This window comes from Faecalicoccus sp. LCP19S3_E2, assembly GCF_052121255.1.
GTDB lineage: Bacteria > Bacillota_I > Bacilli_A > Erysipelotrichales > Erysipelotrichaceae > Faecalicoccus.
In genome coordinates, this window is sequence record NZ_JBQKEP010000003.1 from 12,869 (window position 1) to 38,784 (window position 25,916).

General features: G+C 40.6%; 20 protein-coding genes. 14 read left to right on the forward strand and 6 right to left on the reverse strand.

Going from position 1 to position 25,916, the window contains the following annotated elements; all coding sequences use genetic code 11:
- The first annotated feature begins 1 nt into the window (after window position 1).
- Genes pknB through ACTQX6_RS03445 form a run of 5 tightly spaced genes read left to right on the forward strand, consistent with a single transcriptional unit; the run spans window position 2 to window position 5,064 of the window.
- Complete coding sequence (pknB, locus tag ACTQX6_RS03425; protein WP_259295360.1) at window positions 2-1,666, forward strand: Stk1 family PASTA domain-containing Ser/Thr kinase; 1,665 nt, start codon at window positions 2-4, stop codon at window positions 1,664-1,666.
- A complete protein-coding gene (gene rsgA / locus ACTQX6_RS03430) occupies window positions 1,667-2,518 on the forward strand; it encodes a ribosome small subunit-dependent GTPase A (protein WP_117447072.1) in 852 nt (283 codons plus the stop codon).
- Entirely contained in the window at window positions 2,515-3,174 is a 660-nt protein-coding gene (gene rpe / locus ACTQX6_RS03435) for a ribulose-phosphate 3-epimerase (RefSeq protein ID WP_117447071.1), read from the forward strand. Before rsgA ends, rpe begins: the two co-directional genes overlap by 4 nt.
- Window positions 3,171-3,776: a thiamine diphosphokinase gene (locus ACTQX6_RS03440; RefSeq protein ID WP_181965666.1), complete on the forward strand. Its 606-nt coding sequence runs from the start codon at window positions 3,171-3,173 to the stop codon at window positions 3,774-3,776. Before rpe ends, ACTQX6_RS03440 begins: the two co-directional genes overlap by 4 nt.
- 19 nt (window positions 3,777-3,795) lie before the next feature.
- Window positions 3,796-5,064, forward strand: a complete 1,269-nt coding sequence (locus ACTQX6_RS03445; protein WP_117447069.1) for a hypothetical protein — start codon at window positions 3,796-3,798, stop codon at window positions 5,062-5,064.
- A gap of 36 nt (window positions 5,065-5,100) precedes the next feature.
- On the opposite strand, the gene rpmB is transcribed toward ACTQX6_RS03445, so the two are convergent.
- Window positions 5,101-5,292, reverse strand: coding sequence for a 50S ribosomal protein L28 (gene rpmB / locus ACTQX6_RS03450; RefSeq protein WP_117447068.1), 192 nt, complete (start codon window positions 5,290-5,292; stop codon window positions 5,101-5,103).
- Between the two features lie 140 nt (window positions 5,293-5,432).
- Between rpmB and mraY the strand changes: the two genes are divergently transcribed.
- Genes mraY through ACTQX6_RS03465 form a run of 3 tightly spaced genes read left to right on the forward strand, consistent with a single transcriptional unit; the run spans window position 5,433 to window position 8,550 of the window.
- Entirely contained in the window at window positions 5,433-6,404 is a 972-nt protein-coding gene (mraY, locus tag ACTQX6_RS03455) for a phospho-N-acetylmuramoyl-pentapeptide-transferase (RefSeq protein WP_294688109.1), read from the forward strand.
- 1 nt (window position 6,405) lies between these two features.
- Window positions 6,406-7,722, forward strand: a complete 1,317-nt coding sequence (murD, locus tag ACTQX6_RS03460) for a UDP-N-acetylmuramoyl-L-alanine--D-glutamate ligase (protein ID WP_294688112.1) — start codon at window positions 6,406-6,408, stop codon at window positions 7,720-7,722.
- Window positions 7,723-7,725: 3 nt separating this feature from the next.
- Window positions 7,726-8,550: an undecaprenyl-diphosphate phosphatase gene (locus ACTQX6_RS03465; RefSeq protein WP_117447065.1), complete on the forward strand. Its 825-nt coding sequence runs from the start codon at window positions 7,726-7,728 to the stop codon at window positions 8,548-8,550.
- 26 nt (window positions 8,551-8,576) lie between these two features.
- Here ACTQX6_RS03465 and trpS read toward each other — a convergent pair whose 3' ends face one another.
- Window positions 8,577-9,566 carry a tryptophan--tRNA ligase gene (gene trpS / locus ACTQX6_RS03470; protein WP_117447064.1) on the reverse strand — a complete coding sequence of 330 codons (990 nt, stop codon included), beginning with the start codon at window positions 9,564-9,566 and terminating at the stop codon, window positions 8,577-8,579.
- Window positions 9,567-9,674: 108 nt separating this feature from the next.
- On the opposite strand from trpS, the gene ACTQX6_RS03475 reads away from it, so the two are divergent.
- The 5 genes from ACTQX6_RS03475 to ACTQX6_RS03495 all read left to right on the forward strand — a co-directional run bounded on the left by ACTQX6_RS03475 (window position 9,675) and on the right by ACTQX6_RS03495 (window position 14,708).
- Window positions 9,675-10,124, forward strand: a complete 450-nt coding sequence (locus ACTQX6_RS03475; protein ID WP_022788917.1) for a Spx/MgsR family RNA polymerase-binding regulatory protein — start codon at window positions 9,675-9,677, stop codon at window positions 10,122-10,124.
- Between the two features lie 212 nt (window positions 10,125-10,336).
- On the forward strand, window positions 10,337-12,964 hold the full coding sequence (ppdK, locus tag ACTQX6_RS03480) for a pyruvate, phosphate dikinase (protein WP_195222851.1): 2,628 nt from the start codon (window positions 10,337-10,339) through the stop codon (window positions 12,962-12,964).
- Window positions 12,965-13,011: 47 nt separating this feature from the next.
- Window positions 13,012-13,614, forward strand: coding sequence for a sugar O-acetyltransferase (locus ACTQX6_RS03485; protein WP_272005879.1), 603 nt, complete (start codon window positions 13,012-13,014; stop codon window positions 13,612-13,614).
- Window positions 13,607-14,173 (forward strand): NAD(P)H-dependent oxidoreductase, encoded by a 567-nt coding sequence (locus ACTQX6_RS03490; protein ID WP_294686753.1) that lies wholly within the window; start codon window positions 13,607-13,609, stop codon window positions 14,171-14,173. The genes ACTQX6_RS03485 and ACTQX6_RS03490 overlap by 8 nt, the downstream gene beginning before the upstream one ends.
- On the forward strand, window positions 14,127-14,708 hold the full coding sequence (locus ACTQX6_RS03495; RefSeq protein WP_294686750.1) for a metallophosphoesterase: 582 nt from the start codon (window positions 14,127-14,129) through the stop codon (window positions 14,706-14,708). Before ACTQX6_RS03490 ends, ACTQX6_RS03495 begins: the two co-directional genes overlap by 47 nt.
- 70 nt (window positions 14,709-14,778) lie before the next feature.
- Here ACTQX6_RS03495 and ACTQX6_RS03500 read toward each other — a convergent pair whose 3' ends face one another.
- From ACTQX6_RS03500 to ACTQX6_RS03515, 4 genes are all read right to left on the reverse strand, one after another.
- On the reverse strand, window positions 14,779-16,233 hold the full coding sequence (locus ACTQX6_RS03500; protein ID WP_294686748.1) for a glutamate synthase subunit beta: 1,455 nt from the start codon (window positions 16,231-16,233) through the stop codon (window positions 14,779-14,781).
- 9 nt (window positions 16,234-16,242) lie between these two features.
- Window positions 16,243-20,724, reverse strand: coding sequence for a glutamate synthase large subunit (gene gltB, locus ACTQX6_RS03505; protein ID WP_294686746.1), 4,482 nt, complete (start codon window positions 20,722-20,724; stop codon window positions 16,243-16,245).
- A 12-nt stretch (window positions 20,725-20,736) separates the two neighbouring features.
- On the reverse strand, window positions 20,737-22,320 hold the full coding sequence (asnB, locus tag ACTQX6_RS03510) for an asparagine synthase B (RefSeq protein WP_117447057.1): 1,584 nt from the start codon (window positions 22,318-22,320) through the stop codon (window positions 20,737-20,739).
- A 72-nt stretch (window positions 22,321-22,392) separates the two neighbouring features.
- Window positions 22,393-24,489: a glutamine synthetase III family protein gene (locus ACTQX6_RS03515; RefSeq protein ID WP_294686742.1), complete on the reverse strand. Its 2,097-nt coding sequence runs from the start codon at window positions 24,487-24,489 to the stop codon at window positions 22,393-22,395.
- A 218-nt stretch (window positions 24,490-24,707) separates the two neighbouring features.
- Here ACTQX6_RS03515 and ACTQX6_RS03520 point away from each other — a divergent pair, with 218 nt between their 5' ends.
- The gene (locus ACTQX6_RS03520; protein WP_294686740.1) at window positions 24,708-25,913 is read left to right on the forward strand and encodes a glutamine synthetase family protein; all 1,206 of its coding nucleotides are present in this window, start codon (window positions 24,708-24,710) and stop codon (window positions 25,911-25,913) included.
- Window positions 25,914-25,916: the final 3 nt, after the last annotated feature.

Genomic DNA, 25,916 nt, shown 5'->3' on the forward strand with positions numbered 1-25,916 from the left:
TATGGCACAAACGATGATCCAACAGATTGCCAACCGGTATCAGATCTTATCATTGATCGGACAGGGTGGAATGGCTGATGTGTATCGGGCCAAAGACAAGATCTTAGATCGTATCGTTGCCATCAAAGTTTTACGCTCCAAGCTGAGTGAAGATCCTATGATTTTGGTTCGGTTTCAAAGAGAAGCCAGCGCAGCCTCCCGTCTTTCTCATCCCAATGTGGTCGATATTTATGATGTCGGAGAATTCGAGGGCCTGCATTATATCGTCATGGAGTATATTCGCGGACGAACGCTAAAACAGCTGATCCAGCAGCGTGGCGCCCTTCATTACAATGAAGCCATCGATATCATGAAGCAGTTGACCAGTGCTATTGTGGCAGCTCATCAAAATCACATCATCCATCGGGATATCAAACCACAGAATGTATTGATCAAAGACGATGGAACGGTCAAGATCACAGACTTTGGAATCGCGGTTGCCAGTGATTCGGTACAGCTGACGCTCAATAATGCGGTCATGGGATCGGCTCATTATCTGGCCCCGGAAACTGCACAGGGAAAAGAGCCATCGTATCAGGTGGATATTTATTCCCTGGGAATCGTATTTTATGAGCTGTTGACAGGAAGCGTTCCTTTTACCGGGCAGACACCTACGGAAATTGCGATTAAGCATTTGCGTGTCAAGATTCCTTACGTGCGTGATTTTAATCCGAGCATTCCTCAGTCGGTGGAAAATATCGTTTTAAAGGCAACAGCCAAAGATCCGCAACAACGTTATCAGTATGCCCAGGAGATGTTGTACGATCTGGAACATTGCCGAGATCTGGAATATCGCAATATGCAGCGTATCGATATCGATGATCGACCTGTCAGTCATGTGGAAGTTGACAAGGGGCGCGTCAAGGTTCAATATGATGAAAACAAGAAGGAGCCTAAAAAAAAGCAGCGAAACAAGACGATACCAATCGTTCTTGGTATTTGTCTGGTACTGCTTGTTGGGACTGTCGGTATTTTCACATTACAGGCGACCGGTGTGATTTCAATTGGCGCCATCTTTGGACAGGCAACGATGCCGGATGTTGTGAATATGAGTCAGGAAGATGCCATGCAGGCATTAGAAGAAGTCGGTATAGCCTCATCTCAGATACAAGTGGAAGAAGAAGCTAACGATGCGGTAGAAAAAGGACATGTCATCGCATCGGATATCAAAGCCGGAGAAAGCGTTAGTGAAAACGAAACCGTTACGCTGACCATCTGTAAAGGCCCGACATTTCTGGTACCGGATTATACCGGTCAATACATTTCAGATGTGGAAGAACAATTGAAAGAAGAAGGCTTAAATATTGAGATCGAGGTTGAAGAAAAGCCGATGGCAGATACCAATCCGGGTTATATCTTAGAACAAAAAGGATTGACTGTCGGTTCTCGTATCGATCCGGATGAAGAACAGACGATCACGTTTGTTGTCGCAGCCTATCCGCAGGTCACGATTTCCCAGGATTGGATCGGACAAAGCTATCAAAGTGTTTATCGGGAATTAAATGCGATGGGAATCGCGGTCGTACAAAGCGGCAGTGGTTCTACGATCGTCAATGTTTCACCGGCCGTAGGCAGTATCTATACACAGGAGGGATCAAACAGCTATATTACGCTGTACACAGAGTAAATGGAAAAGGGAAGAATTATAAAGATCATTTCAAATCAATATACGATTCAAATGGCGGATCGTATCATTGTCGCCAGTCCAAGAGGAAAGCTTCGCCTGGATAAAGCTCCGGTTGTCGGTGATTTTGTGCAGGTGGAAAATTTGGATGGCAGTTACCGCATTCACTCCATTGAACCAAGAAAAAATCGCTTGTTGCGACCGGCCATTGCCAATGTGGATCAGGCTTTGATCGTAACCAGTTTAAAAGATCCGGATTTTTCGGTCCATCTTTTAAATCGTTTGATTTTTCTGGTTTCTTTAGCGCATGTGGAACCAATCTTGATCATCACCAAGCAAGATTTGATCGAGGACATGGATATCTATACATCACAGTTTTCATGGTATCAAAAAGCCGGTTATACTCTTTTGATGACGTATCCGGGCAGTGATGATGAAGAATTAAAAAACATATTGAAGGATAAAGTCAGTGTTTTATGCGGGCAAAGCGGTGCCGGTAAAAGCTCTTTATTAAACCGATTGGAGCCAAGCTTTTCTTTACAGACGCAGGCAATATCTAAAGCTTTAGGAAGAGGAAAGCACACCACACGGTTTTGTGAGCTGCATAAAGTTGCACAGGGTCTGGTGGCAGATACACCCGGCTTTTCCAGTCTGGATTTTTCACGAATGGATCTTTCTTGCCTGGATGCGTGTATCAAAGATTTTAAACCGTATCTGCATCAATGTCGCTTTAATGACTGCCGACACATCCATGAACCGGATTGTGCTATCCAAAACGCAGTGCAGGAAAAACGAATCAATCCAACAATATATGAAGATTATGTACAAATCTTAAAGGAGGTCAATACGAAATGAATGAAAGAATCATAGCACCTTCTGTGTTATCTTTGGATTATTCCAAGATGACAGAACAAATTGCGATCCTGAATCAAAGTAAGGCAAAATGGCTGCATTTTGATGTCATGGATGGGCATTTTGTACCTAATATTACCTTTGGTCCGGATATTCTAAAAGGCTTTAAGAAAAGTGCAAGGCAGCTTTTAGATGTACATTTGATGGTGACGGATCCCGAAAAATATGCCCCTGTATTTATTGAAGCCGGTGCCGGCTGTGTAACTTTTCATACAGAAGCTTTAGATAATGATATCGATCGCATTTCCGCTTTATTAAAGAAAAATCACGAAATGGGTGTCTTGACCGGGATCGTTGTCAAACCTAATACTAAGATCGAGCCTTTTGAAGCTCTTTTAAATCAGGTCGATATCGTGTTGATCATGAGCGTAGAGCCTGGTTTTGGCGGCCAGTCTTTTATGGAAAGTACATTAAGCAAGGTAACCTGGTTAAAACAGAAGCGAGAGGAAAAACAATTATCTTATCGCATTGAAATCGATGGGGGTATCAATTTAAATACCTTCCAAAATGCAATTGATGCCGGTTGTGATACTTTAGTGGCCGGAAGCTTTGTGTTTAAAGGCGATATCTGTGCGAATATCGAGGAGCTTTTAAAGTGAAACCTGCGGTGCTGGTAACACCCTTGACAAAGGAAATTCCAAAGATAAAAGATGCCGATTATATCGGTGTGGATGCCGGTTGTCTGCAGATTTTAAATCAGGGACTTCCATTAGCCTTTGGTGTCGGTGATTTTGATTCCATGGACAAAGACATGTTGGAGGTGTTGAAACAAAGGGCTTCGCTTACGATTCATCCGGTTCAAAAAGATGAAACTGACAGTGAATTAGCTTTGCGCCTTTGTCATAAAAAAGGGTATTCACCTCTTATTTTGACAGGAAGCCTTCATGGGCGCATCGATCATACGATTGCCAATATTCGCCTGTTGATGTATCGCTATGCGGATCTGATCTTATGGGAGCCTGACCAAAAGATGTATTGTCTTTTGAAGGGCATACATACGATTCGCAGTTCTTACAAGCATATTTCCTTTTTTGCGATCGAAGGCTCGATCGTATCGCTGGAGGGATTTTTATATCCTCTTCATCAATATGATCTGAAGCCGGACGATATCATTACCGTTTCCAATTCGATTGTAAAAGAACAAGGTATCATCACCCTGGATAAAGGGAAGGTACTTTGTATTGAATCCAATGTACGCTAATTAGAAAAGGATAGTTATTATGCAGGAGATTCTAAGCAATATTCTATTAGGTTCTTTAGCGGTCATTTTCGGCTTTGTGATGCTTCTGGCACCGGATGGAGTCTATTTGATCCTGGTCAACTTATTATTGGTTGTTTTGGGAATCAGTTCATTATGGATGATCGTACGCTTTTTTAAACGAAGAAACATTCTTGATGTTGTTTCTTCTCTTTTTTCTTTTGTGATATTTGTGATTTTATCCAATCATCAAAGCATTCCGTTACATATACTACAAATTATTTTTGGAGTTTATTGTCTTTTAAACGGAGCGGCTTTATTTATACAGATGGTGATCAATGCACTGAATAACAGTAAAGGGAAGTTTTTTCTTTTCTTGTTCAGCCTTTTCTATTGGATTTTGGGGATTTATCTTATTCGTGTTGATAAAGATCTAAAGATTTTGATTCGTGCTTTTGGTTTTTATTTAATGATCTTAGGTGCTCGTTATGTCAATGATGGTTTTGCCTGTGTGAATCCTTTGACCAAGTATGAGTGGAAACGGAAGGTACGAATTACCTTTCCGGCTTTCTTGTGTGCCTTCTTTCCAGATTGGGCTTTAACAGCAATCAACCATTATCTGGAAGCGGAAGAGCCTTTTGAACTGGAACAGAAGGAGCGAAATGCGAAGCATGATCTGAGCGTTTTTGTTCATGTGGGACCGGTAGGCTTTCAAAAGGTCGGCCATATTTGTTTTGCGTATAAAGGAATTGCCTACAGCTATGGAAATTATGACAGCGATTCTTTTCGCTTAAATCAGACTCTAGGCGATGGTGTATTCTTTAAGGTGCCGGTAGAGTATTATATTCCCAATGCGATGGAAGCTGAGAAAAATACGATCTTTGAATATGGTATTGCCTTAAATGAAGAACAAAGAGAGGTATTGGAAGCGCAGGTTCAGGAATTTGAGAATAACAGTTATCGCTGGTATTCTAAGATAGAAAGAGAAGATGGCTATAATCGTTTTGATACGTATAAAGAAGATTATCCTTCCCGTCTGCATTATAAAACCGGTGCCAAGCTTTATAAGTTTAAACAGGGAAAATTTAAAACCTATTGGGCTTTAGGGGATAACTGTGCTTTATTTACCGATCGTATCTTAGGTTGTCTGGGTGCGGATATTTTAAGTATTCGAGGTATCATATCTCCGGGTACCTATCTGGAGTGGCTGCAGAATGAATATTTGAAAAAGAACAGTCCCATTATTACCAGAACTTTATATACATTACATACAAAAAAAGACTTCGAATGAAGTCTTTTTTGTGGTACTTTATTTGTCCCTTCGCTATTAGATAGCGCCTTGTTTCTTTAATGTTCTTAAGGCACGCGCACTCACACGAACTGTCTGAGGTTTCCCGTCCACTACCAATCTAACTTTCTGCAGATTGACATTCCATTTACGACGAGTAGCACGCATAGAGTGAGAACGCTTATTTCCAGTTAAAGGACCTCTACCAGATACTGCACATACTTTTGACATGTCGCTGTCCTCCTTTTTCCTTTCTGCTTGCGAAATTGCTTATTTATGATATCATTTGTAGCTTATCTTTTCAAGAGGAAATTTCATTGTTTTTGTGATTGAGCACATGCTATAATGGAGAACGGAATGGAGAGATCAGCATGGACTTAGTATATATGCCTATAGGCTTTATTGCCAGTTTAGTTTGTATGTTTCTTCTTATGCCGTCTTTTATCAGATATTTGCATAAGATCAAATTTGGACAAACCGAAAGAGAAGAGGGCTTGGCCAGCCATAAAGCAAAAAATGGTACACCGACAATGGGTGGGATTGCCTTTATCTTAGTACCGGTTGTATTATTTGTTTTATCTTCTTTTATCACACCTTATAAGATCGATATGAAGCTGTGGATCGTACTGTTGGCCTTTGTCGGGTATGGCTTGATCGGCTTTATTGATGACTACATCATTGTTGCCAAAAAAGACAATACCGGATTAAAGCCGGCTGTGAAGTTTTTATTGCAGAGTATTTTGGCAGTGGCGTTCTATATTATGTATTCTTCGCATAATCCGACAACTTTGTGGATTCCGATCGTAGATATTTCTTTTGATATCGGTTTCTTATACTTCTTCTTGATTTTCTTTATGTTTACAGCTGAAACCAACGCGGTAAATTTAACCGATGGTTTAGATGGATTGTGCTCCGGACAGATGATCATCGCTTTGATTCCGTTTATCGTTTTTGCGTACTTATCAAATGCCCTGAATCTGGTTTATTTACTGATTTTGGTTGAAGGGGCTCTGCTTGGATATTTGTATTTTAATAAGCATCCGGCCAAGATTTTTATGGGCGATACCGGCTCTTTGGCCTTAGGTGGTTTACTGGCTGCAGTTGCCATGGTTTTAAAACAGGAAATCTTATTGATCTTGATCGGTTTTGTGTTTGTGATCGAAGTTTTAAGCGTCGTGATCCAGGTGACATCCTTTAAAGCGACCGGAAAGCGTGTCTTTAAAATGGCGCCGCTTCATCATCATTTTGAAAAGAGTGGTTGGAAGGAAACACAGATCGTTCATCGTTTTTGGATAGTTGGTGTACTATTTGCGATTCTTGGGCTTTTGATAGGAGTGCGATAATATGGAAAAAGTCTTGGTGATAGGAGCTGCCCGAAGCGGCATTGCGGTGACTCGTCTTTTATGTAAGATGGGTTATGAGGTTTATTTAACCGATCAGAAGGAAATCGCGCAAAAAGAACAGATGCAGGCTCTAGGTGTACATGTGTTTGATCAGGGGCATCCGGATGAATTAAAAGAAATTCCTTATGCCTTTGTGGTAAAAAATCCGGGTATTCCTTATCGCGCTGCATTTGTACATTATTTTGTCAAAAAACAAGTTCCTATCTATACAGAAATAGAAATTGCGTATCGTTATGCCAAAAACTTCTCTTATGCGGCTGTGACCGGTACCGATGGCAAGACCACTGTCACAACTTTGTTGTATGAGATGTTGAAAACAGAAAAAAATGCCCTTGTAGCCGGGAATATAGGAATCCCTTTAAGTGAATTAGCTTTGGAATATAATCAAAAGGATTATGCCGTAGCCCTGGAATTGAGTAACTTTCAACTTTTAGGAATTGAAAGCTTTGCGCCCAGCGTTTGTGTTGTGACCAATCTGGCACCGGATCATTTGGATTATATGGATTCTTTGGAAGATTATTATCAATCTAAAATGAAGATTTATGAAAACTGTAAGCCCGATGCATGGTTTATCCGTAATGTAGATGATGAAGAAATTCGCAAGTATGCCAAAAATATTCCATGTGAAGTCATCGATTTTTCTTTAACTCGACAAGATGTAGCGTTGCATAGAGATGAAAAATACGCGTATTTGAATGATACGATCCTTTTTAAATTGGACGATCTAAAGATCGTAGGCGGCTTTAACTGTGGGAATGCGATGATGGCAGCCTGTATGGCATATCGTATGGGCGTTTCTGTAGAGTCTATTCAAAAAGTCATTTCTTCGTTTAAAGGTGTGGAACATCGTATCGAGTATGTAGATACGATCAAAGGTGTTCGCATTTATAATGACAGCAAGGCAACAAATACTCATGCGGCCTGTGCGGCTTTAAGTGCCTTTGATCAAAATGTGATCTTATTATGTGGTGGTAAGGATAAACATATTTCCTTTGAGGATCTAAAACAGTATGATCAAAAAATCAAACATTGTTTCTCTTTTGGCCAAACCAAAGATCATTTCAAAGAAATCTTTACGCATCAGACTTCTTGTGAAACGATGGAAGAAGCACTTCATAAAGCATATGACATGGCAAGTAAAGGTGATGTGATCTTACTGTCACCGGCTTGTTCCAGCTTTGACCAGTTTAAGAATTTTGAGGTTCGTGGAGAAATCTTTAAAGAGCTGGTAGAACAACTGAAAGAGAAGGAGAACTAATTTATGCAGTTTATTCTGGATATACTTAAATCCATTCTTTTTGGAATCGTACAGGGAATTACGGAATGGCTTCCCATCAGCAGTACAGGACATCTGATCTTATTGGACAGTGTCTTACCGCTGGAGCCAGCTGCCTTTTTTGAGGTTTTTAAAGTAGTTATTCAGTTTGGAAGCATTTTAGCGGTCGTTGTTCTTTACTTTCATCGCTTGAATCCCTGGAGTAAAAAGAAAAGTCGTGCCAGACAAAAAGAGACTTTTGAGTTATGGAAGAAAGTAATCGTAGGTGCGATACCGGCTGCCATTCTTGGTTTCTTGTTGGATGATATCATCGAGGGTTATTTAAGTGCGAATTTTATTATTGCGATCACATTGATTGCCTATGGTATCATCTTTATAGTTGTGGAAAAACATCCAAAGACACCAACCATTCATACACTCGATGAATTGGATTATAAGACCAGTTTAAAGATTGGTTGTTTTCAATGTTTGGCATTGATTCCGGGAACTTCACGATCCGGGTCAACAATCTTAGGAGGTCTTTACAGCGGTTGTACAAGAACGATTGCCAGTGAGTTTTCATTCTTTGTAGCAGTACCGATCATGTTGGGCGCCAGTGGTTTGAAACTGGTTAAGTATTTTATGGAATCTGGTTTCTTCTCCTTTGGACAGTTGATCGTACTTTTATTTGGAACCTTTATCAGCTTCGTGGTTTCTTTATTTGCGATTCGAGCCTTATTGAGTTATGTACGCAAGCATGACTTTACAGCTTTCGGCTGGTATCGAATCGTCTTAGGTATCTTGGTTATTTTATTTTTCTACGTATTATAAAAAGGCGAGCGAGTCGCCTTTTTTGTTTATTTTGTAATGGTGAAACCTACTTTGCGATAGACTTTTTGTACTTTCTTATTCGCAATGATACCGGCTTTCTGTGCACCATTTTGTAGAACCTGATCAACTATTTTTCGATCTAAGACATCTTTATATTTTGTTTGAAGATCGGTTAGGAAATCAAAGACAGTCTGTCCGATTTCTTTTTTCAGTTCGCCATATCCTTTTCCCTGGTAGCGATTGACAATGCTTTCAATCGGTTCTTTAGAAAGTACGGATTGAATCGTTAAAAGATTGGCCAAACCTGGCTGGTTTTCCGGATCATATTGAATGATGCCCAGGGAGTCTGTTACAGCTGACATGATTTTTTTACGGGCAGCAGCCGGATCATCCAATAAATCGATTGTTCCTTTCGGATTAGTTTCCGATTTTGACATTTTCTTAGTTGGATCTTGTAGTGAATAGATTTTTTGACCAACGGTTGTCATCAATGGTTCCGGGATCACAAAGGTATCACTATAACGATTGTTGAAACGTTCTGCCAGATTTCGTGCCAGTTCCACGTGTTGTTTTTGATCGATACCTACCGGTACATATTTGGCATCGTATAATAAGATGTCGGCAGCCATCAAGCTTGGATAGGTAAATAAGCCGGCAGTGATGCCTGTTTCTCCTTTAGCCGTTTTATCTTTATATTGTGTCATTCGCTGTAATTCGCCCATATAGCTCATACAAGTCATGACCCATCCAAGTTTTGCGTGCGCGGAAACATCGCTTTGTAGAAAAATCGTTACCTTTTCCGGATCTAAACCGCTGGCCAGATACAAGGCTACCAAATCCTTTGTATTTTGTCTTAGCTCTTTGGCTTCGATGGGTACCGTGATCGCATGTTGATTCGCAATAAAAATATATAATTCGTATTCATCCTGATATTTTACAAATTGAGAAATGGCTCCAATATAATTGCCTAAAGTCAATCTTCCTGTCGGTTTGATACCGCTTAACATTCTCTCCATTTTCATCCCTCCGATTATTTTCTTATTTTACCGCAATTTGTCACAAAAACCAATGGTATTTTGATTTCATAGTGCTATAATAGGATTACGTGAAAAGGAGGCATATTTATGGTTATTATATATACATCTCCTGGCTGTGCAAGCTGCCGTAAAGCGAAGCAGTGGCTCAAGGACAACCAAATCGAATTTAAGGAAAAAAATATTTTTACGACACTGCTCGATGAAAATGAAATCAAATACATATTATCTCGATGTGAAAATGGAACCGAAGATATCATTTCTGTTCGTTCAAAGGCATTTCAATCTTTGAAAAAGGGAATTGATGATTATTCGATGAAAGAATTGGTAACGTTGATTCAAAAGAATCCATCCATCTTAAAAAGACCGATCATGTTATCGAAGAAAAGTTTGGTTGTGGGCTACGATGATGATGAGATTACAACAATGATGCCGGCAGAACTTCGGCCTGTTATTGAAGAGTCTTGTAACCCAAGTTGTCCTAATTATGAAATCTGCGGTGGAGTACGTGCAGAACAGCCAGCACAGGTACAGTTATAAAGAATATTATAGACAAAGGCAGTTTGACTGCCTTTTTGTATGGAATGTAGAAATTAGAGCAAGAAGAAAGCTGAAACTCTATAAAGAAAGTATATTCTTTACTTTATCTTAGATCATATATTGATGACATTTTTCTATTCTTTGAAAGAAAATGTGCTATAATAGTGACGTTGAAAACGTTTACAAATTTGACGCATAAGGAGGATTATTGAATGACAAAAAAGTATGTGTACCTTTTTCAGGAAGGTGATGCGAACATGCGTGAACTTCTTGGAGGAAAAGGTGCCAATCTTGCGGAGATGAGCAAATTGGGAATGCCTGTCCCTAACGGTTTTACCATCACTACAGAAGCTTGTAACAAATATTATGAAGATGGTGAAACGATCAATGAAGAAATCCAGGCACAGATCATGGAGTATCTGGGAAAACTGGAAGAAGAAACAGGTAAAAAATTCGGGGATGCACAAAATCCTTTGTTAGTATCGGTTCGTTCCGGAGCCAGAGCCAGTATGCCTGGTATGATGGATACAATTTTGAATCTGGGTATTAACGATGTCGTGGCTAAAACAATTGCGGATAAGTCACAGAACCCTCGTTTTGCCTATGACTCTTACCGTCGTTTTATTCAAATGTTTGCCGATGTTGTAAAAGGATTGAGCAAAAAACGTTTTGAAGAAATTATTGATGAAGTAAAAGCTCAAAGAGGCATCAAGGACGACTTAGAACTAACGGCAGAAGACATGATGACTCTGGTAGAGCGTTTTAAAGAATTCTATCAGGCTGAATTACATGAAAGCTTCCCAACAGATCCTAAAACACAGATGATGGAAGCGATTGAAGCGGTATTTAAATCTTGGAATAATGAGCGTGCTATTTACTATCGTCGTATGAACGATATTCCCAGCTCCTGGGGAACTGCGGTTAACGTACAGATGATGGTTTTTGGTAACATGGGTGAGGATTGTGGAACCGGTGTTGCCTTTACTAGAAGTCCCGCTACCGGAGAAAATAAGCTGTTTGGTGAATTCTTGATGAATGCACAGGGTGAAGATGTAGTAGCCGGTGTGCGTACACCACAGTCTATCGATCAATTAAAGGAAGTAAGTCCTAGAGCTTATGAACAGTTTGTTGATATTTGTTCAAAACTGGAACATCATTATAAGAATATGCAGGATATGGAATTTACTATTGAAGGTGGTAAATTGTTTATGTTGCAGACTCGTAATGGTAAACGAACAGCACAATCGGCTTTAAAAATTGCCTGTGATATGGTGGATGAAGGCTTGATCAATGAAGAAGAAGCTTTATTGATGGTAGAACCACAGCAGTTAGATGCATTACTTCATCCAATGTTTGATCCTGCAGCTTTGAAAAAGGCTACGGCCATTACAAGTGCTTTGCCGGCCAGTCCTGGTGCTGGTTCCGGACAGATCGTTTTTACAGCAGATGAGGCAAAAGAAGAAGCAGATTCCGGAAAGAAAGTTATCTTAGTACGCTTGGAAACAAGCCCGGAAGATATTGAAGGTATGGCAGTTTCAGAAGGTATCCTGACAGTACGTGGTGGTATGACAAGTCATGCGGCTGTTGTGGCTCGTGGTATGGGAGCTTGTTGTGTCAGTGGTGCCGGTGATATTGAAATGCATGAAGAAGAAGGTTACTTCGTTGTAGGTGGAAAACGCTATAATCGTGGTGACTGGATTTCAATCGATGGATCTACCGGTAATGTATATGGAGAAAAAATTGAAACGGTACCAGCTGAAATCAGTGGTAACTTTGAGCGTTTCATGAGCTGGGCAGACAAGGCTCGTACATTAAAGATTCGTACTAATGCGGATACCCCAAGAGATGCACATCAGGCTGTTGAATTTGGTGCTGAAGGTATTGGTTTGGTTCGTACCGAACATATGTTCTTTGAAGGCGATAAGATCAAGGCTATTCGTGAAATGATCGTTGCCAAGACTGAAGAGCAGATGCAGGCTGCTTTAAATAAACTGGAACCGATGCAGCAAAAAGACTTTGAAGGTATTTATGAAGCTATGGAAGGAAGACCGGTGACAATTCGTTACTTGGATCCACCTTTGCATGAATTTGTTCCAACCGATCCAGAAGATATCAAAGAGCTTGCCAAAGAAATGAACATCTCTTACGATGAATTAGCACAGGTAATTTCTGGATTACATGAAGTAAACCCGATGATGGGACATCGTGGAAGTCGTCTGGACGTTTCCAATCCAGGTATTGCGCATATGCAGACAGCAGCTGTTATTAAAGCCGCTATCAATGTGAATAAAGCACATCCGGACTGGAACATTGAACCGGAAATCATGCTTCCGTTAATTGGTGATTTAAAAGAATTACAGTATGTAAAGAAAATGGTAACGGAAACAGCCGATCAGATCATTGCCGAAGCTGGTGTAGAACTGACATATCATGTCGGAACGATGATCGAAGTGCCTCGAGCTGCCCTGTTGGCTGATGAATTGGCACAGGAAGCTGAATTCTTCTCCTTTGGTACAAACGACTTAACACAGTTGACTTTTGGCTTCTCACGTGATGATGCCGGTAAATTCTTACCTGAATACTATGATGCCAAAATTTATGAAAACGATCCATTTGCTCGTTTAGACCAGAAAGGTGTCGGAAAATTGATCGAGATGGCTGTGACTTTAGGTCGTCAGACACGTCCGGATATTAAATTAGGTATCTGTGGAGAACATGGTGGAGATCCATCCAGTATTGAATTTGCCAATAAATTGGGATTGAGCTATGTATCTTGTTCACCCTATCGTGTACCGATTGCTCGTCTGGCAGCCGCTCAGGCAGCGATTAAGCAGAAATAGCACAAAGAGGTCTTTCGACCTCTTTTTTACTCAAGAAAGGACATTGTATGCAGGAAACAGAAAAGATGAAACAAGGAAAGCTATACAATCCATTTCGATTGGAAAAACCGACATGGAAAGAGCTTCGTCCTTACTTGAAAGCATTTAATGACAGCACTTATTGGGAAGATAGAAAGCCATTGGAAGAATTACGTAAGAAGTTTAAAAAGTCGTATGATGACATTTCTTTGGTGCCGCCATTTTATTGTGATCATGGAATCAATATTTCAATTGGAAAACACTTTCAGGGAAATACTGGTATCGTGATTTTAGATGAAGCGGAAGTCATCATTGGAGATGATGTGCTGATTGGCCCCAGAGTTTCCATTTATACAGTTGCGCATCCCATTGATCCTGCCATTCGAAAAATGGATTTGGAATATGCTTCTAGCGTAGTGATTGAAGATGGCGTATGGATTGGCGGCAATGTCATCATTAATCCGGGTGTCACGATTGGGAAAAACAGCATCATTGGTTCCGGCAGTGTTGTCACAAAAGATATACCAAGTGATGTGATTGCGGCAGGTAATCCTTGTCGTGTGTTACGATCCATTGATGAAAAAGATCATGAATATTGGATGAAAAAATATGAGGAGTACCAAAATGAATAAGATTTTATATATTAACAGCACCATTTCAAAGAATTCAAGAACGGATGCTCTGGCTAGATATTTACTGAGTCATTTGCAGGGGGATATAGAAGAAATCAACTTACAAAAGGAAACGAATCTTCATCCTTTGGATCAAAATGCTTTACAACAACGAGAAAACGGAACATATCCTACACAGTATGCCAAACAGTTTTCTGAAGCAGATACTATTGTGATTGCCGCTCCCTATTATGATCTTTCATTCCCTTCTCTGTTAAAAATTTATATTGAGATGATCTGTTGCCAGGGAATTACATTTTATTATGACCAGGAAGGAAATTGTCAAAACTGTTGTCGTTGTAAGAAAGTATATTATGTAACAACTTCCGGAGGACGTGTTTATAAACCGTTTGGGTTTGAATATATCCAAGGTGTTTTCTCTTATTTTTTTAAAACTGAGGATGTAGAACTGATTTGTGCACAAAATCTGGATGTGGTAGAAGATCCTCAACAAATTCTTCAAGATGCAATGCATGAAATCGATCGGAGATTCACAAATGAAGATCTTGTTGGTCAGTGACAGTCATCGCTTTTTGGATCATTTACCTCGTATTGTGAAAAAATATAAGGGCACAGTAGATTTGATGATTCATTGTGGGGATTCTGCACTTCCTAAAAATGATAAAGTGATGAAGCAATTTGATATTGCGGTTCGGGGTAATCATGATGAAGAAGCGTATCCTCCGTATGTGATCTATAAAAAAATCTGTGTTACACATGGACATTTCTATCATATTTATGATGGATATGAAGAGTTATTAGCTTTATGTAAGGAAAATAACTGTACGCTTTGTTTTCATGGACACACCCATGTACCGACAATCAAGAAAATCGATGGAATTACGTTTGTGAATCCGGGAAGTCTGATGGTTAATCGTGGCTCTTATGCCTATGGGACATATGCCATTATCAACTTATTCAATGATATACAAATTACATTCTATCGATCGGATGATGATTCGATATGTCCGGATACAATTTTATTAGAAGGATTAGCACAGTTGGAAGAGTTTAAGCGTATATTAAAGAAGTATAGAGGAAATTATAAGGTATGATAAATATGATGGTTAATATATGATCACAATCGAAAAAGGAGTTAATTCTTTGAAAATTAACTCCTTATTCTTATTCCAAATTAGTATATCCCATTAAATAGGTATCGATTTCCTTTGCACATTCCAATCCTTCATGAATGGCCCATACGACTAAGGATTGTCCTCTATGCGCATCACCGGCCGCAAAGATCTTTGTTTCTTTGGTCTGATAAGAATTAGGTTTCGTCACAAAAGTATTTCTTGGTGACATATCAAGGGCAAACGCTTTTTTTACATCATCTTCTACACCGATAAAACCAGCGGCAATCAACAATAAATCACATGGGATTTTTTGTTCTGATCCTTTGACAAATTTCATTTTCCCATTGATGAATTGAACTTTGGTTAAAGTGACAGATTTTATCTTATCGTTTTTCACTTCAATTTCTTTGATTGTTCTTTCATAAAGTCTTGGATCTTTTCCAAATACCGCAATGGCCTCTTGTTGACCATAATCTGTTTTTAAGACTTTAGGCCATTCTGGCCATGGGTTGGATGCTAGTCGATCTTTGGGTGGCTCAGGCATCATTTCAATCTGTGTGACGGATTTACAGCCCTGACGTATGCTGGTTCCCACACAATCGTTTCCGGTATCACCACCACCTACGATTACAACGTGTTTTCCTTTGGCACTTTCTGTTTTTGAACCTTTGATAAGATGTTTTGTTACATTGGTTAGATAATCGACCGCAAAGTAAATGCCTTTAGTATCTCGGTTTTCAAAGACAAGATCTCTTGGCTTTTTAGAGCCGATGCACATGGCAATCGCATCGTATTCTTTTGTCAGTTCTTCTTTTGAAATGTCTATTCCTATATTGACATTACATTGAAACTGAATACCTTCTTCTTCTAAGAGCTGGATTCGTCTTTGAATGATTTCTTTTTCCAGCTTCATGTTGGGAATGCCATACATCAATAATCCTCCGGGGGAATCTTCCTTCTCAAAGACAGTTACTTGATGTCCTCTTTGGTTTAGGGCATACGCAACACTGAGTCCGGCGGGGCCGGAGCCGATGACGGCGATTTTTTTATCCGTTCTGACTTCTGGTTTCTGCGCTTTCATCCAATGATTTTTAAAGCCTTCTTCAATAGTGAAGTATTCGTTTTCTTTGATGGTGACAGGATCACTGTCAACACCATTCAAACATGACTTTTCGCAAAGGGCAGGGCAGACACGTCCGGTAAATTCCGGAAAGGGATTAGTTTTCAACAATCTGGATAGTGCCTGCTGCATATGTCCTTTATAAATTTCATCGTTCCATTCTGGAATCAAATTGTGTAAAGGACAGCCGGTTGTCATACCTTTTAATTCAATGCTTGCCTGACAGAAGGGAACACCGCAATTCATACAGCGAGCTCCTTGTTTTTGTCTTTCTGCTATATCCATGTCTTCATGGAATTCCAAAAAGTTTTGAATGCGTTGTAATGCACTAAGTGCATTATTATCTTTACGTTCATATTCTAAAAATCCTGTTGGTTTTCCCATGTTGACCTCCTACTTTCGAAAAGCCATGGTAAAGGCTTTTAATTCTGCTTCTTCTTGATGATACCCTTTGTCCTGTAAATCTTTGATGGATTTCAACATCTTTTTATAGTCGTTTGGAATGATTTTTTTAAAGTGTTGCAGTTCATCATCAAAATGATCCAAAATGTGTCGTGCCACTTCTGAACTTGTTTCTTTATAATGCTCATGCAAGATTTCATACAGTTTTTCTTTGTCGGATTTACTAATGATCTCTTCAATGGATACAAGTTCTTTATTCACGTTTTTGTATAAAGCATGATCAACATCCAGAACGTAGGCTACACCACCAGACATACCGGCGGCAAAGTTTTTTCCGGTCTTTCCTAAAACCACGGCATAACCGCCTGTCATATATTCCAGACCGTGATCGCCACAACCTTCGACAACTGCAGTCGCGCCTGAATTTCGTACACAGAAGCGTTCACCGGCTTTTCCGCGGATGAAGGCTTTACCACTGGTTGCACCATACAAGGCGACATTTCCGATAATGACATTTTCTTCGGCTTTAAAAGAGGATGTAGGATCAGGTGCAATCACAAGCTTTCCTCCGGATAATCCTTTACCAAAATAATCGTTGGCATCACCGGTAATCTTTAACGTCAATCCTTTTGGAATGAAGGCACCCAGAGATTGACCGGCACCACCTTTTCCATGTACGACAAAGGTATCTTCCGGTAAGGTATCGCCAAATTGTTTGGTGATCAAAGAACCGAATAAAGTACCGAAGCTTCGATCCGTGCTGGATAGATTCACATTAATCGTATGACTGATTTTTGAGTCCATATACGGTTTAAAACCGGGAATCAGTTGGGTAGAATCCAGCGTTGTTTCCAGCTTAAAGTCATAGCCATCCCTTGGATCATAATGCACATTTCGATCTTTTCCAATCAGAGAATGTAACTCCAACATAGCTTGTCTTGGTTTTAAATCGTTTCGCACTTGCAGACAATCGCTGTGACCAACCATTTCGTCGATGCTTCTAAAGCCTAGGCTTGCCATGATCTCACGTAATTCCTGGGCAATAAACAACATGAAATTCATCACGTATTCAGGTTTTCCTTTAAAGCGTTTACGCAAGGATTCATTTTGTGTCGCAACACCGAAAGGACAGGTATCTTGATTACAAACACGCATCATCATACATCCCATAGTAACTAATGGTGCAGTCGCAAAGCCAAATTCCTCGGCTCCTAATAAACAGGCAATGGCTACATCTCTTCCGGTCATCAGCTTACCATCGGTTTCCAGAATGACACGAGAACGCAGGTGATTATCAATCAGGTTTTGATGGGTTTCGGCCAACCCCAATTCCCAAGGTAATCCCGCATGGTGAATGCTGGATTGGGGAGCGGCTCCGGTACCGCCATCATAACCGGAAATCAATATAACGGTAGCTCCGGCTTTGGCCACACCGCTGGCAATCGTTCCGACACCGGCTTCGCTGACAAGCTTAACGCTGATACGTGCTTCTTTATTGGCATTTTTTAAATCATAGATCAGCTGTGCCAGGTCCTCAATAGAATAAATATCATGATGAGGTGGTGGTGAAATCAAGGTAACACCGGGTGTACTGTAACGGGTCTTGGCAATCCATGGATAGACTTTCTTGCCTGGCAGATGTCCACCTTCGCCGGGCTTTGCACCCTGTGCCATTTTAATTTGTATTTCTTTGGCACTGACCAAATAAGCGCTGGTTACGCCAAATCGACCGCTGGCGACCTGCTTGATGGCTGAATTTTTTTCAGTGCCTAAACGTTCCGGCTTTTCACCGCCTTCACCGGAATTAGATTTTCCGTGCAGTCGATTCATCGCAATGGCCATACAAGTATGTGCTTCTTCAGAAATTGAACCATACGACATTGCTCCGGTCTTAAATCGTTTTACGATTTCAGATACAGGTTCGACTTTTTCTAACGAAATCGGTTTTCGATTGGATTTGAATTCTAAAGAGGCTCTTAATGTATGAGGATGTTCTTTGTCATTTACTCTTTTTGTATATTCTTTAAAAAGCTCGTAATCGTTTTCTCGCGTTGCCCTTTGCAGCGTTACGATGGTTTTCGGATCATAGAGATGATCTTCTTTACCTTGCCCACTTCTTAACTTATGGAAACCATAGCTGTCTAACTTGGTATCACAAGAAAGACCTAATGGATCAAAACCATGATCGTGATGAACGATAAGGTCTTCTTCAATTTCTTTTAAGCCGATTCCTCCTACACGCGATACGGTATTGGTGAAGTATTGATCAATCACTTTTTTAGAGATGCCAATGGCTTCAAAAATCTGGGCACTTTGATACGATTGTAGGGTGGAGATTCCCATCTTTGCGGCAATCTTGACGATACCATGAAGGATTGCTTCGTTATAGTCGCGAATCGCAACAGAAGGCTCTTTATCTAAGATGTCTTTTTCAATCATTTCTTCAATGCATTCATGCGCCAGGTAAGGATAAATGGCCGTTGCCCCATAGCCTAATAAACAGGCAAACTGATGAACATCTCTAGGTTCACCACTTTCCAGGATGATTGAAACAGCTGTTCTTTTTTTCGTTTGTACCAAATGATGCTCTAAAGCCGATACTGCCAGTAGACTGGGGATTGCCATATGGCTTTCATCTACACCTTTATCACTTAAAATTAAAATGTTGGCACCATCTCTATACAACCGATCACATTCGATAAACAGATGATGCAAAGCTTCCTGTAAAGGCATACCGCGATAGAACAAAAGGGAAATCGTAGCGCTTTGAAAGCCTTCTTTTTTCAAGTTTTGAATCTTATCCATATCACGGGCATCCAAGATGGGGTTGTTGACTTCTAAAACTTTACAGTTTGTACTTTTTTCCTGTAACAGATTTCCATCACTTCCAATATACACGGTTGTATCGGTGACAATTTCTTCACGAAGGGAATCGATCGGTGGATTGGTAACCTGAGCGAATAACTGTTTAAAGTAATGGAAGAGTAAAGGATGTCGATTACTTAAAACGGCTAATGGAATATCGGTACCCATACTGGCAGTAGGCTCACTGGCGTTTTTTGCCATAGGTAAGATTTCATCCTGGATATCTTCATACGTATAACCAAAGACCTTGTACAATCGATTACGCTCTTCCTGTGTGTGCATCTGTGTTTTTTTATCCGGGGCTTTCAGATCTTTTAGATGTAAAAGATGTAAATCCAGCCATTCTCCGTATGGATTTAATGTCGCAAAATGATTTTTGATCTCGACATCGCTATACATCTTTTTAGCTTTTGTATCGACCAATACCATCTTTCCCGGTTCCAATCGTGATTTACAGAGGATGTTTTCGGCAGGAATGTCCAATACACCGACTTCACTGGATAAGATCAATAGATTATCTTTGGTGATCATATAACGGGCTGGGCGTAAACCGTTACGATCTAATACAGCGCCTACCTGATCGCCATCTGAAAAGAGAATGGCAGCCGGACCATCCCATGGTTCCATCATGGTCGCATAGTAGTGATAAAAATCTTTTTTATGTTCTTCCATAGGTACGTGTTTCCATGGCTCGGGGATCGTAATCATGACAGCTTTAGCCAAAGGCATACCATTCATCATCAAGAATTCCAGCGTATTATCCAACATGGCACTATCGGAGCCTTTGGCATTGATGACTGGCAGGATCTTCTTTAAATTGGCATCCAGAAAGTCAGAAGACATGCTTTCTTCTCTGGCTAACATTCGATCGACATTGCCACGAATTGTATTGATTTCTCCATTGTGGGCGATCAGACGATTGGGATGCGCACGCTGCCAGGAAGGTGTTGTATTGGTTGAAAATCGAGAATGCACGATCGCAATAGCACTCTGGTAATCTGTATCTTGCAGGTCCTCATAAAATTTACGAAGCTGTCCGACTAAAAACATTCCTTTATAAACAATTGTTCGACTGGAACAAGAGACTACATATGTTTCCGGGCAACTTTTTTCAAATTCACGACGAATCACATATAAAAGCCGATCAAACGCAAAGCCTTTTTCTATACCTTCCGGTTTTTCTATAAAAGCCTGCTCGATATAAGGCATGCAATCTTTAGCCGGTTGTCCTAAGATTTCCGGATGGCAACAAACGGTACGCCAACCTAATAATCGGGCGCCTTCGTTTTTCACAATGGTTTCGAACAGACGTTTGTGTTGATTACGTTTTAATTCCTGCTGGGGAAAGAAAAACATACCGATGCCATATTCTCTTTCTTTACCAAGGGAAATATTTTCCTGTTTGGCAATCTTTGAAAAGAATCGATGTGATATCTGTAAGAGTACACCAACACCATCACCGACTTTACCACTGGCGTCTTTTCCGGCTCGGTGTTCCAGCTTTTCAACGATATGCAGCGCTTTATCCACAACATCGTAGCTTTGTTTTCCATCGATTTGCACCACGGTACCGATACCGCAGGCATCATGTTCAAAATTTGGATTCATGTCATTTCCTCCTTATTTTCCACTATCTCCGTAATTCGAAAGGACACGAGCGCTGGGATCGTCTACATCACAGCCTTTCCAGTCTTTATTCGGCATCCAGAATGCTTTGATCATAGATGCCTGATTTGGATAGTAGGTTTCAAAAATCTCCCGATACCATAAGGATTCTTTGGTGAAAGGGGGATTGAAAGTATATTGTTTTCGTTTTTCTTCGAATTCCTGATCTGTGTATTTTTGGTTGGCCGCTTCTTGTATCGTATCTCTTAACGAATGACCGACCGCATCGGAAAAGGCAGCTTTTTCACGCATTAAGATTGAGTGTGGAAGAATATTATCTTTTTCAAACGCATGGCGTAATAGGTATTTGCCCTTATGATACGTATTCATTTTTAAAGCCGGGTCGATCTGCATGACATAGCGAACGAATGCCAGATCGCCAAAGGGAACACGTGCTTCCATTGAGTTAGAGCTGATGCATCGATCGGCGCGTAATACATCGTACATGTGGATCTCTTTGATGCGCTTTTCACTTTCTTTTTGAAAGGATGCGGAATCTGGGGCAAAATCTGTATATTTATAACCAAACAGCTCGTCGCTGATCTCTCCGGTCAATAGTACGCGGATGTCTGTATGATCATGAATATATTGACAAAGCAGATACATACCGATGCTGGCACGAATGGTTGTGATATCATAAGTGGCCAGATGATAGATCACTGTTTCTAAGGCGTTGAGTACATCTTCCTGGGTGATGATGACTTCCGTATGGTTGCTGTGGATCGCATCGGCTACTTCTCTGGCATATTTTAAGTCAATGGCATCTTCTTTCATTCCAATCGCAAATGTCCGAATGGGTTTGGAAAGCAATTTTTGACTGATGGCGCAGACTAAAGAAGAATCTAAACCACCGCTTAATAAAAATCCGACCGGTGCATCGGCATCCAATCGCTTTTGTACCCCTTGTATTAAAAGATCATGAATGTTTTGACAGATGGTTTCTAAATCGTCATGAATGTAGGAATCCACTTTGGTCATATCGGCGTAACAGACAAACTTTCCATCCTTATAATAGTGTCCCGGTGGAAAAGGGATGATGGTTTTCACAATTCCCATCAGGTTCTTAGGCTCGGAGGCAAATACGATGGCGTTATCTTTGTCATACCCATAATATAAAGGTCGAATGCCGATCGGATCACGGGCCGCAATGATACTGTCTGAATTTCCGTCATAAAGAATACAGGCAAATTCCGCATCCAGCTTTTCAAAAAGGGAAACACCATATTCTTCGTAGAGCGGCAATAGAATCTCACAGTCACTTTCACTTTGAAAGGTATAGCCTTTATCCTCCAATTCTTTTTTGAGCTTTCGAAAACCATAGATCTCACCATTACATACGATAGCTGAGTTTTTAAAAACAAAAGGCTGCATGCCTTCCTGGCTTAATCCCATAATGGCCAATCTTTGAAATCCTAACACACCTTTTTTAAATGAATAGAAACGTGTATCATCAGGTCCACGGGTCTTTGTTTTTTCAAGGGCTTTTTGAAGTACAGAAGGATCGATTCCTTCTTTAAAATATCCCATAATTGTGCACATAAATTTCTCCTTCTAATAAGACCATCAAAGCCGGCAGCAGTTGCCGCCGGTTTCGATAGATGATCATGTTGGTTACAGAATGCCAAATAACAGCTTTCCGTAGGTTGGAAATGGCCATACTTTGTCATCTGTCATGGTTTCTAAGACGTCGCAAGGCTTTCGTAGTGCATCCATGCACGGCAAGATCGTATCGCGTACAAAGAAGGCCGCTTTTTCAAAATCTTGGATGGAATGCAGAACATTTGTTTTTTCTTCCAGTTCAGAACAAGCCTGATAGGCTTCTTTTAATAATGTGTTGATCTGTGTCAACATTTCTTTTTCATAAGTTACATCCATCTGGGCATCCAGCTGGCATTTAGATAAGCAGGTATCGCTGAGTTCTTTCGAATAGCGAGATCCCGCCGGAAGAATTTCTTTTTTTGCCATATTGATCATGGTCAAAGCTTCTATGTTGATGACCTTTGTGTATTCTTCCATGGTAATTTCATAGCGTGATTCCATCTCTTCACGATCTAATACTTTTTCAGTTTCAAACAGGCGAATGTTTTCTTCATGGATGAAATAAGGAAGAGCATCCGGTGTAGTTCGAAGATTTAACAAGCCACGTTTTTTAGCTTCTTCGATCCAGGCATCATCATAGCCGTTGCCATTGAAGATGATTCGTTGATGATCTTTCAATGTTTGTTTGATCAGACTGTGAAGGCTACTTTCAAAATCATCCGCTTTTTCCAGCACATCGGCAAATTCACGCAGGGCATTGGCCACTACGGTATTTAACACGAAGTTGCAGCCGGAAATGGAAGAACTGGAGCCTGGCATACGGAATTCAAATTTATTTCCCGTAAAGGCAAAGGGACTGGTTCGGTTTCGATCGGTCGTATCCATTGGCAGCTTAGGTAATACACAAGCGCCAATCTTCATCAGTTTATGTTCAGTGCCATCATAAGGTTTATCGTTTATGATGGCTTCTAATACGGCATTTAATTCATCGCCCAGGAAAACAGAAATAATAGCCGGTGGTGCTTCGTTTGCACCTAGGCGATGATCGTTTCCGGCACTGGCAACGCTTAATCGAAGCAAATCCTGATGCTCATCCACAGCTTTGATGATAGCTGATAAGAACAATAAGAACTGTGCATTTTCATAAGGCGTATCACCAGGTTCTAATAAGTTTTTACCGGTGTTGGTTGAAATCGACCAGTTATTGTGTTTACCGGAACCGTTGATGCCCTCAAATGGCTTTTCATGCAGTAAAGCCACCATTCCATGTTTTTTGGCAATGCGCTGAATCAGTTCCATGGTAAGCTGATTATGATCAGTGGCGATATTTGTTGTCGAGAAGACCGGAGCCAGCTCATGTTGTGCAGGGGCTACTTCGTTATGTTCTGTCTTAGCCGCAATGCCCAGCTTCCAAAGCTCTTCATTTAAGTCTTTCATGAAAGACTGTACACGTGATTTGATCGTACCAAAATAGTGATCTTCCATTTCCTGTCCTTTTGGGCAGGGGGCACCAAATAAAGTACGTCCGGTATAAATCAAATCCTTACGTTTGGCATAGTAGTCTTTATCAACCAGGAAATACTCCTGTTCCGGACCCACTGTGGTTTTGATTGATGTCACATCGGTATTTCCAAACAGCTTTAAGATTCGCAAAGCCTGTGTATTGATAGCCTCCATACTTCTAAGTAAAGGGGTTTTCTTATCCAGTGCGTGACCGGTATAGGAACAAAAGGCCGTTGGAATACAAAGTACGTCATCTTTGATAAAGGCATACGATGTAGGATCCCATGCGGTATAACCACGGGCTTCAAAGGTTGCTCTTAAACCACCGTTAGGAAAACTGGAAGCATCCGGTTCTCCTTTGATCAATTCTTTTCCGGAAAAGCTCATGATAACTTTTCCGCCATCTACCGGCTCAATAAAGCTGTCGTGCTTTTCGGCTGTTACACCGGTCATTGGTTGAAACCAGTGTGTATAGTGGGTTGCTCCCTGTGCAATGGCCCATTCTTTCATGGCATGAGCCACCGCGTTGGCAATCTTTGGATTTAATGGTTTTCCTTCCTGAATTGTCTTTTGAAGCTCTTTGTATGTATCGGAAGCTAAGCCTTCCTTCATACATTTTTCGTTGAACACTTTGGATCCAAACAGATCCGGAATAGATTTTGCCATGTCGATTCCTCCTTTAAGGCGATAAAATAAAAAAACGGCAAAGCAAAAAGGGAGGAGAAAACTCCTACTTTTTGGCATCCTTGCCGTTTCTATGTGTACTATTGTAATGAGGGAAATGAAATTGTCAATATAAAAATGTAAAATTATGAAAATTTATGAAAAGTTTGAAACAAAAAATAATATGTTGTATAAATAAATGGAAAACAGGAGGTGACTTCATGTACACAAAAGAAGATGTACTTGCCTATGTAAATGAAGAGAACGTAACGTTTATTCGATTGGCCTACTTTGATATTTACGGTCATCAAAAAAATATTTCAATCTTACCCGATGAGCTTCCCAGAGCCTTTGCGGAAGGAATAAGCTTTGATGCCAGTGCAATAGCCGGGTTTGGAACCGATATCAAAAGCGATTTATTTTTGATGCCGGATCCTTCTACGTTATCCATTTTGCCATGGCGATCTTTGGATGGCTCGGTCGTTCGCATGTATTGCGATATACAATATCCGGATGGAACGCCTTTTGAACTGGATACACGCTATTTATTAAAACAGGCAGAGCAGTATGCCAAAGAGCAGGGAATCGAGATTCAGATCGGAACAGAATTCGAGTTCTATTTGTTTTTGACGGATGAAAAAGGACAAAACTCTCATATTCCTTTAGATACGGCAGGCTATATGGATATCGCTCCGGAGGATCAGGGTGAAGATGTACGAAAGGATATTTGTTTTACGTTGCAGGAAATGGGATTACATCCGGAGGCCAGTCATCATGAGGAAGGACCTGGACAAAATGAAATTGATTTTCGTTACAGTACGCCGTTGCAGGCAGCGGATGATGCGGCTACCTTTAAATGGGTCGTACGAACGGTCGCAAAGGCCAATGGTTTAATGGCCGATTTTGATCCCAAGCCTTTAAAGGAGCATAGTGGAAACGGTATGCATGTCAATGTATCGGTCAATGATTCCGGTCATTTGAATCAAACACGAGCCTTTATGGCCGGTATTTTATATCGCTTGCCGGAGATTACTTTATTTTTGAATCCCTGTACGGAAAGCTATCAGCGATTGGGAGAGTGCAAGGCGCCCAAATTTGTGACATGGTCTTATCAAAACCGCTCTCAGGCCATTCGTATTCCGGCCGTACGAAATCAGAAAAAACGAATTGAGCTTCGATCACCGGACTGTACCTCTAATCCTTACTTAGTTTATCTCTTGATCATTTATGCAGGCATCGAGGGTATATTGAAACAAAGAGAACCGTCAGATCCCGTGGATTTAAACTTATATCAGGCATCTACAGAAATAACATCTCATTTAACACCGCTTCCATCCTCACTTGAAGAATCCTCTGCCATCGCAAAAAACAGTGATTTTATTCAACGTGTGCTGCCAAAGGAAATACTAAAGAATTATTTAAAATAAGCG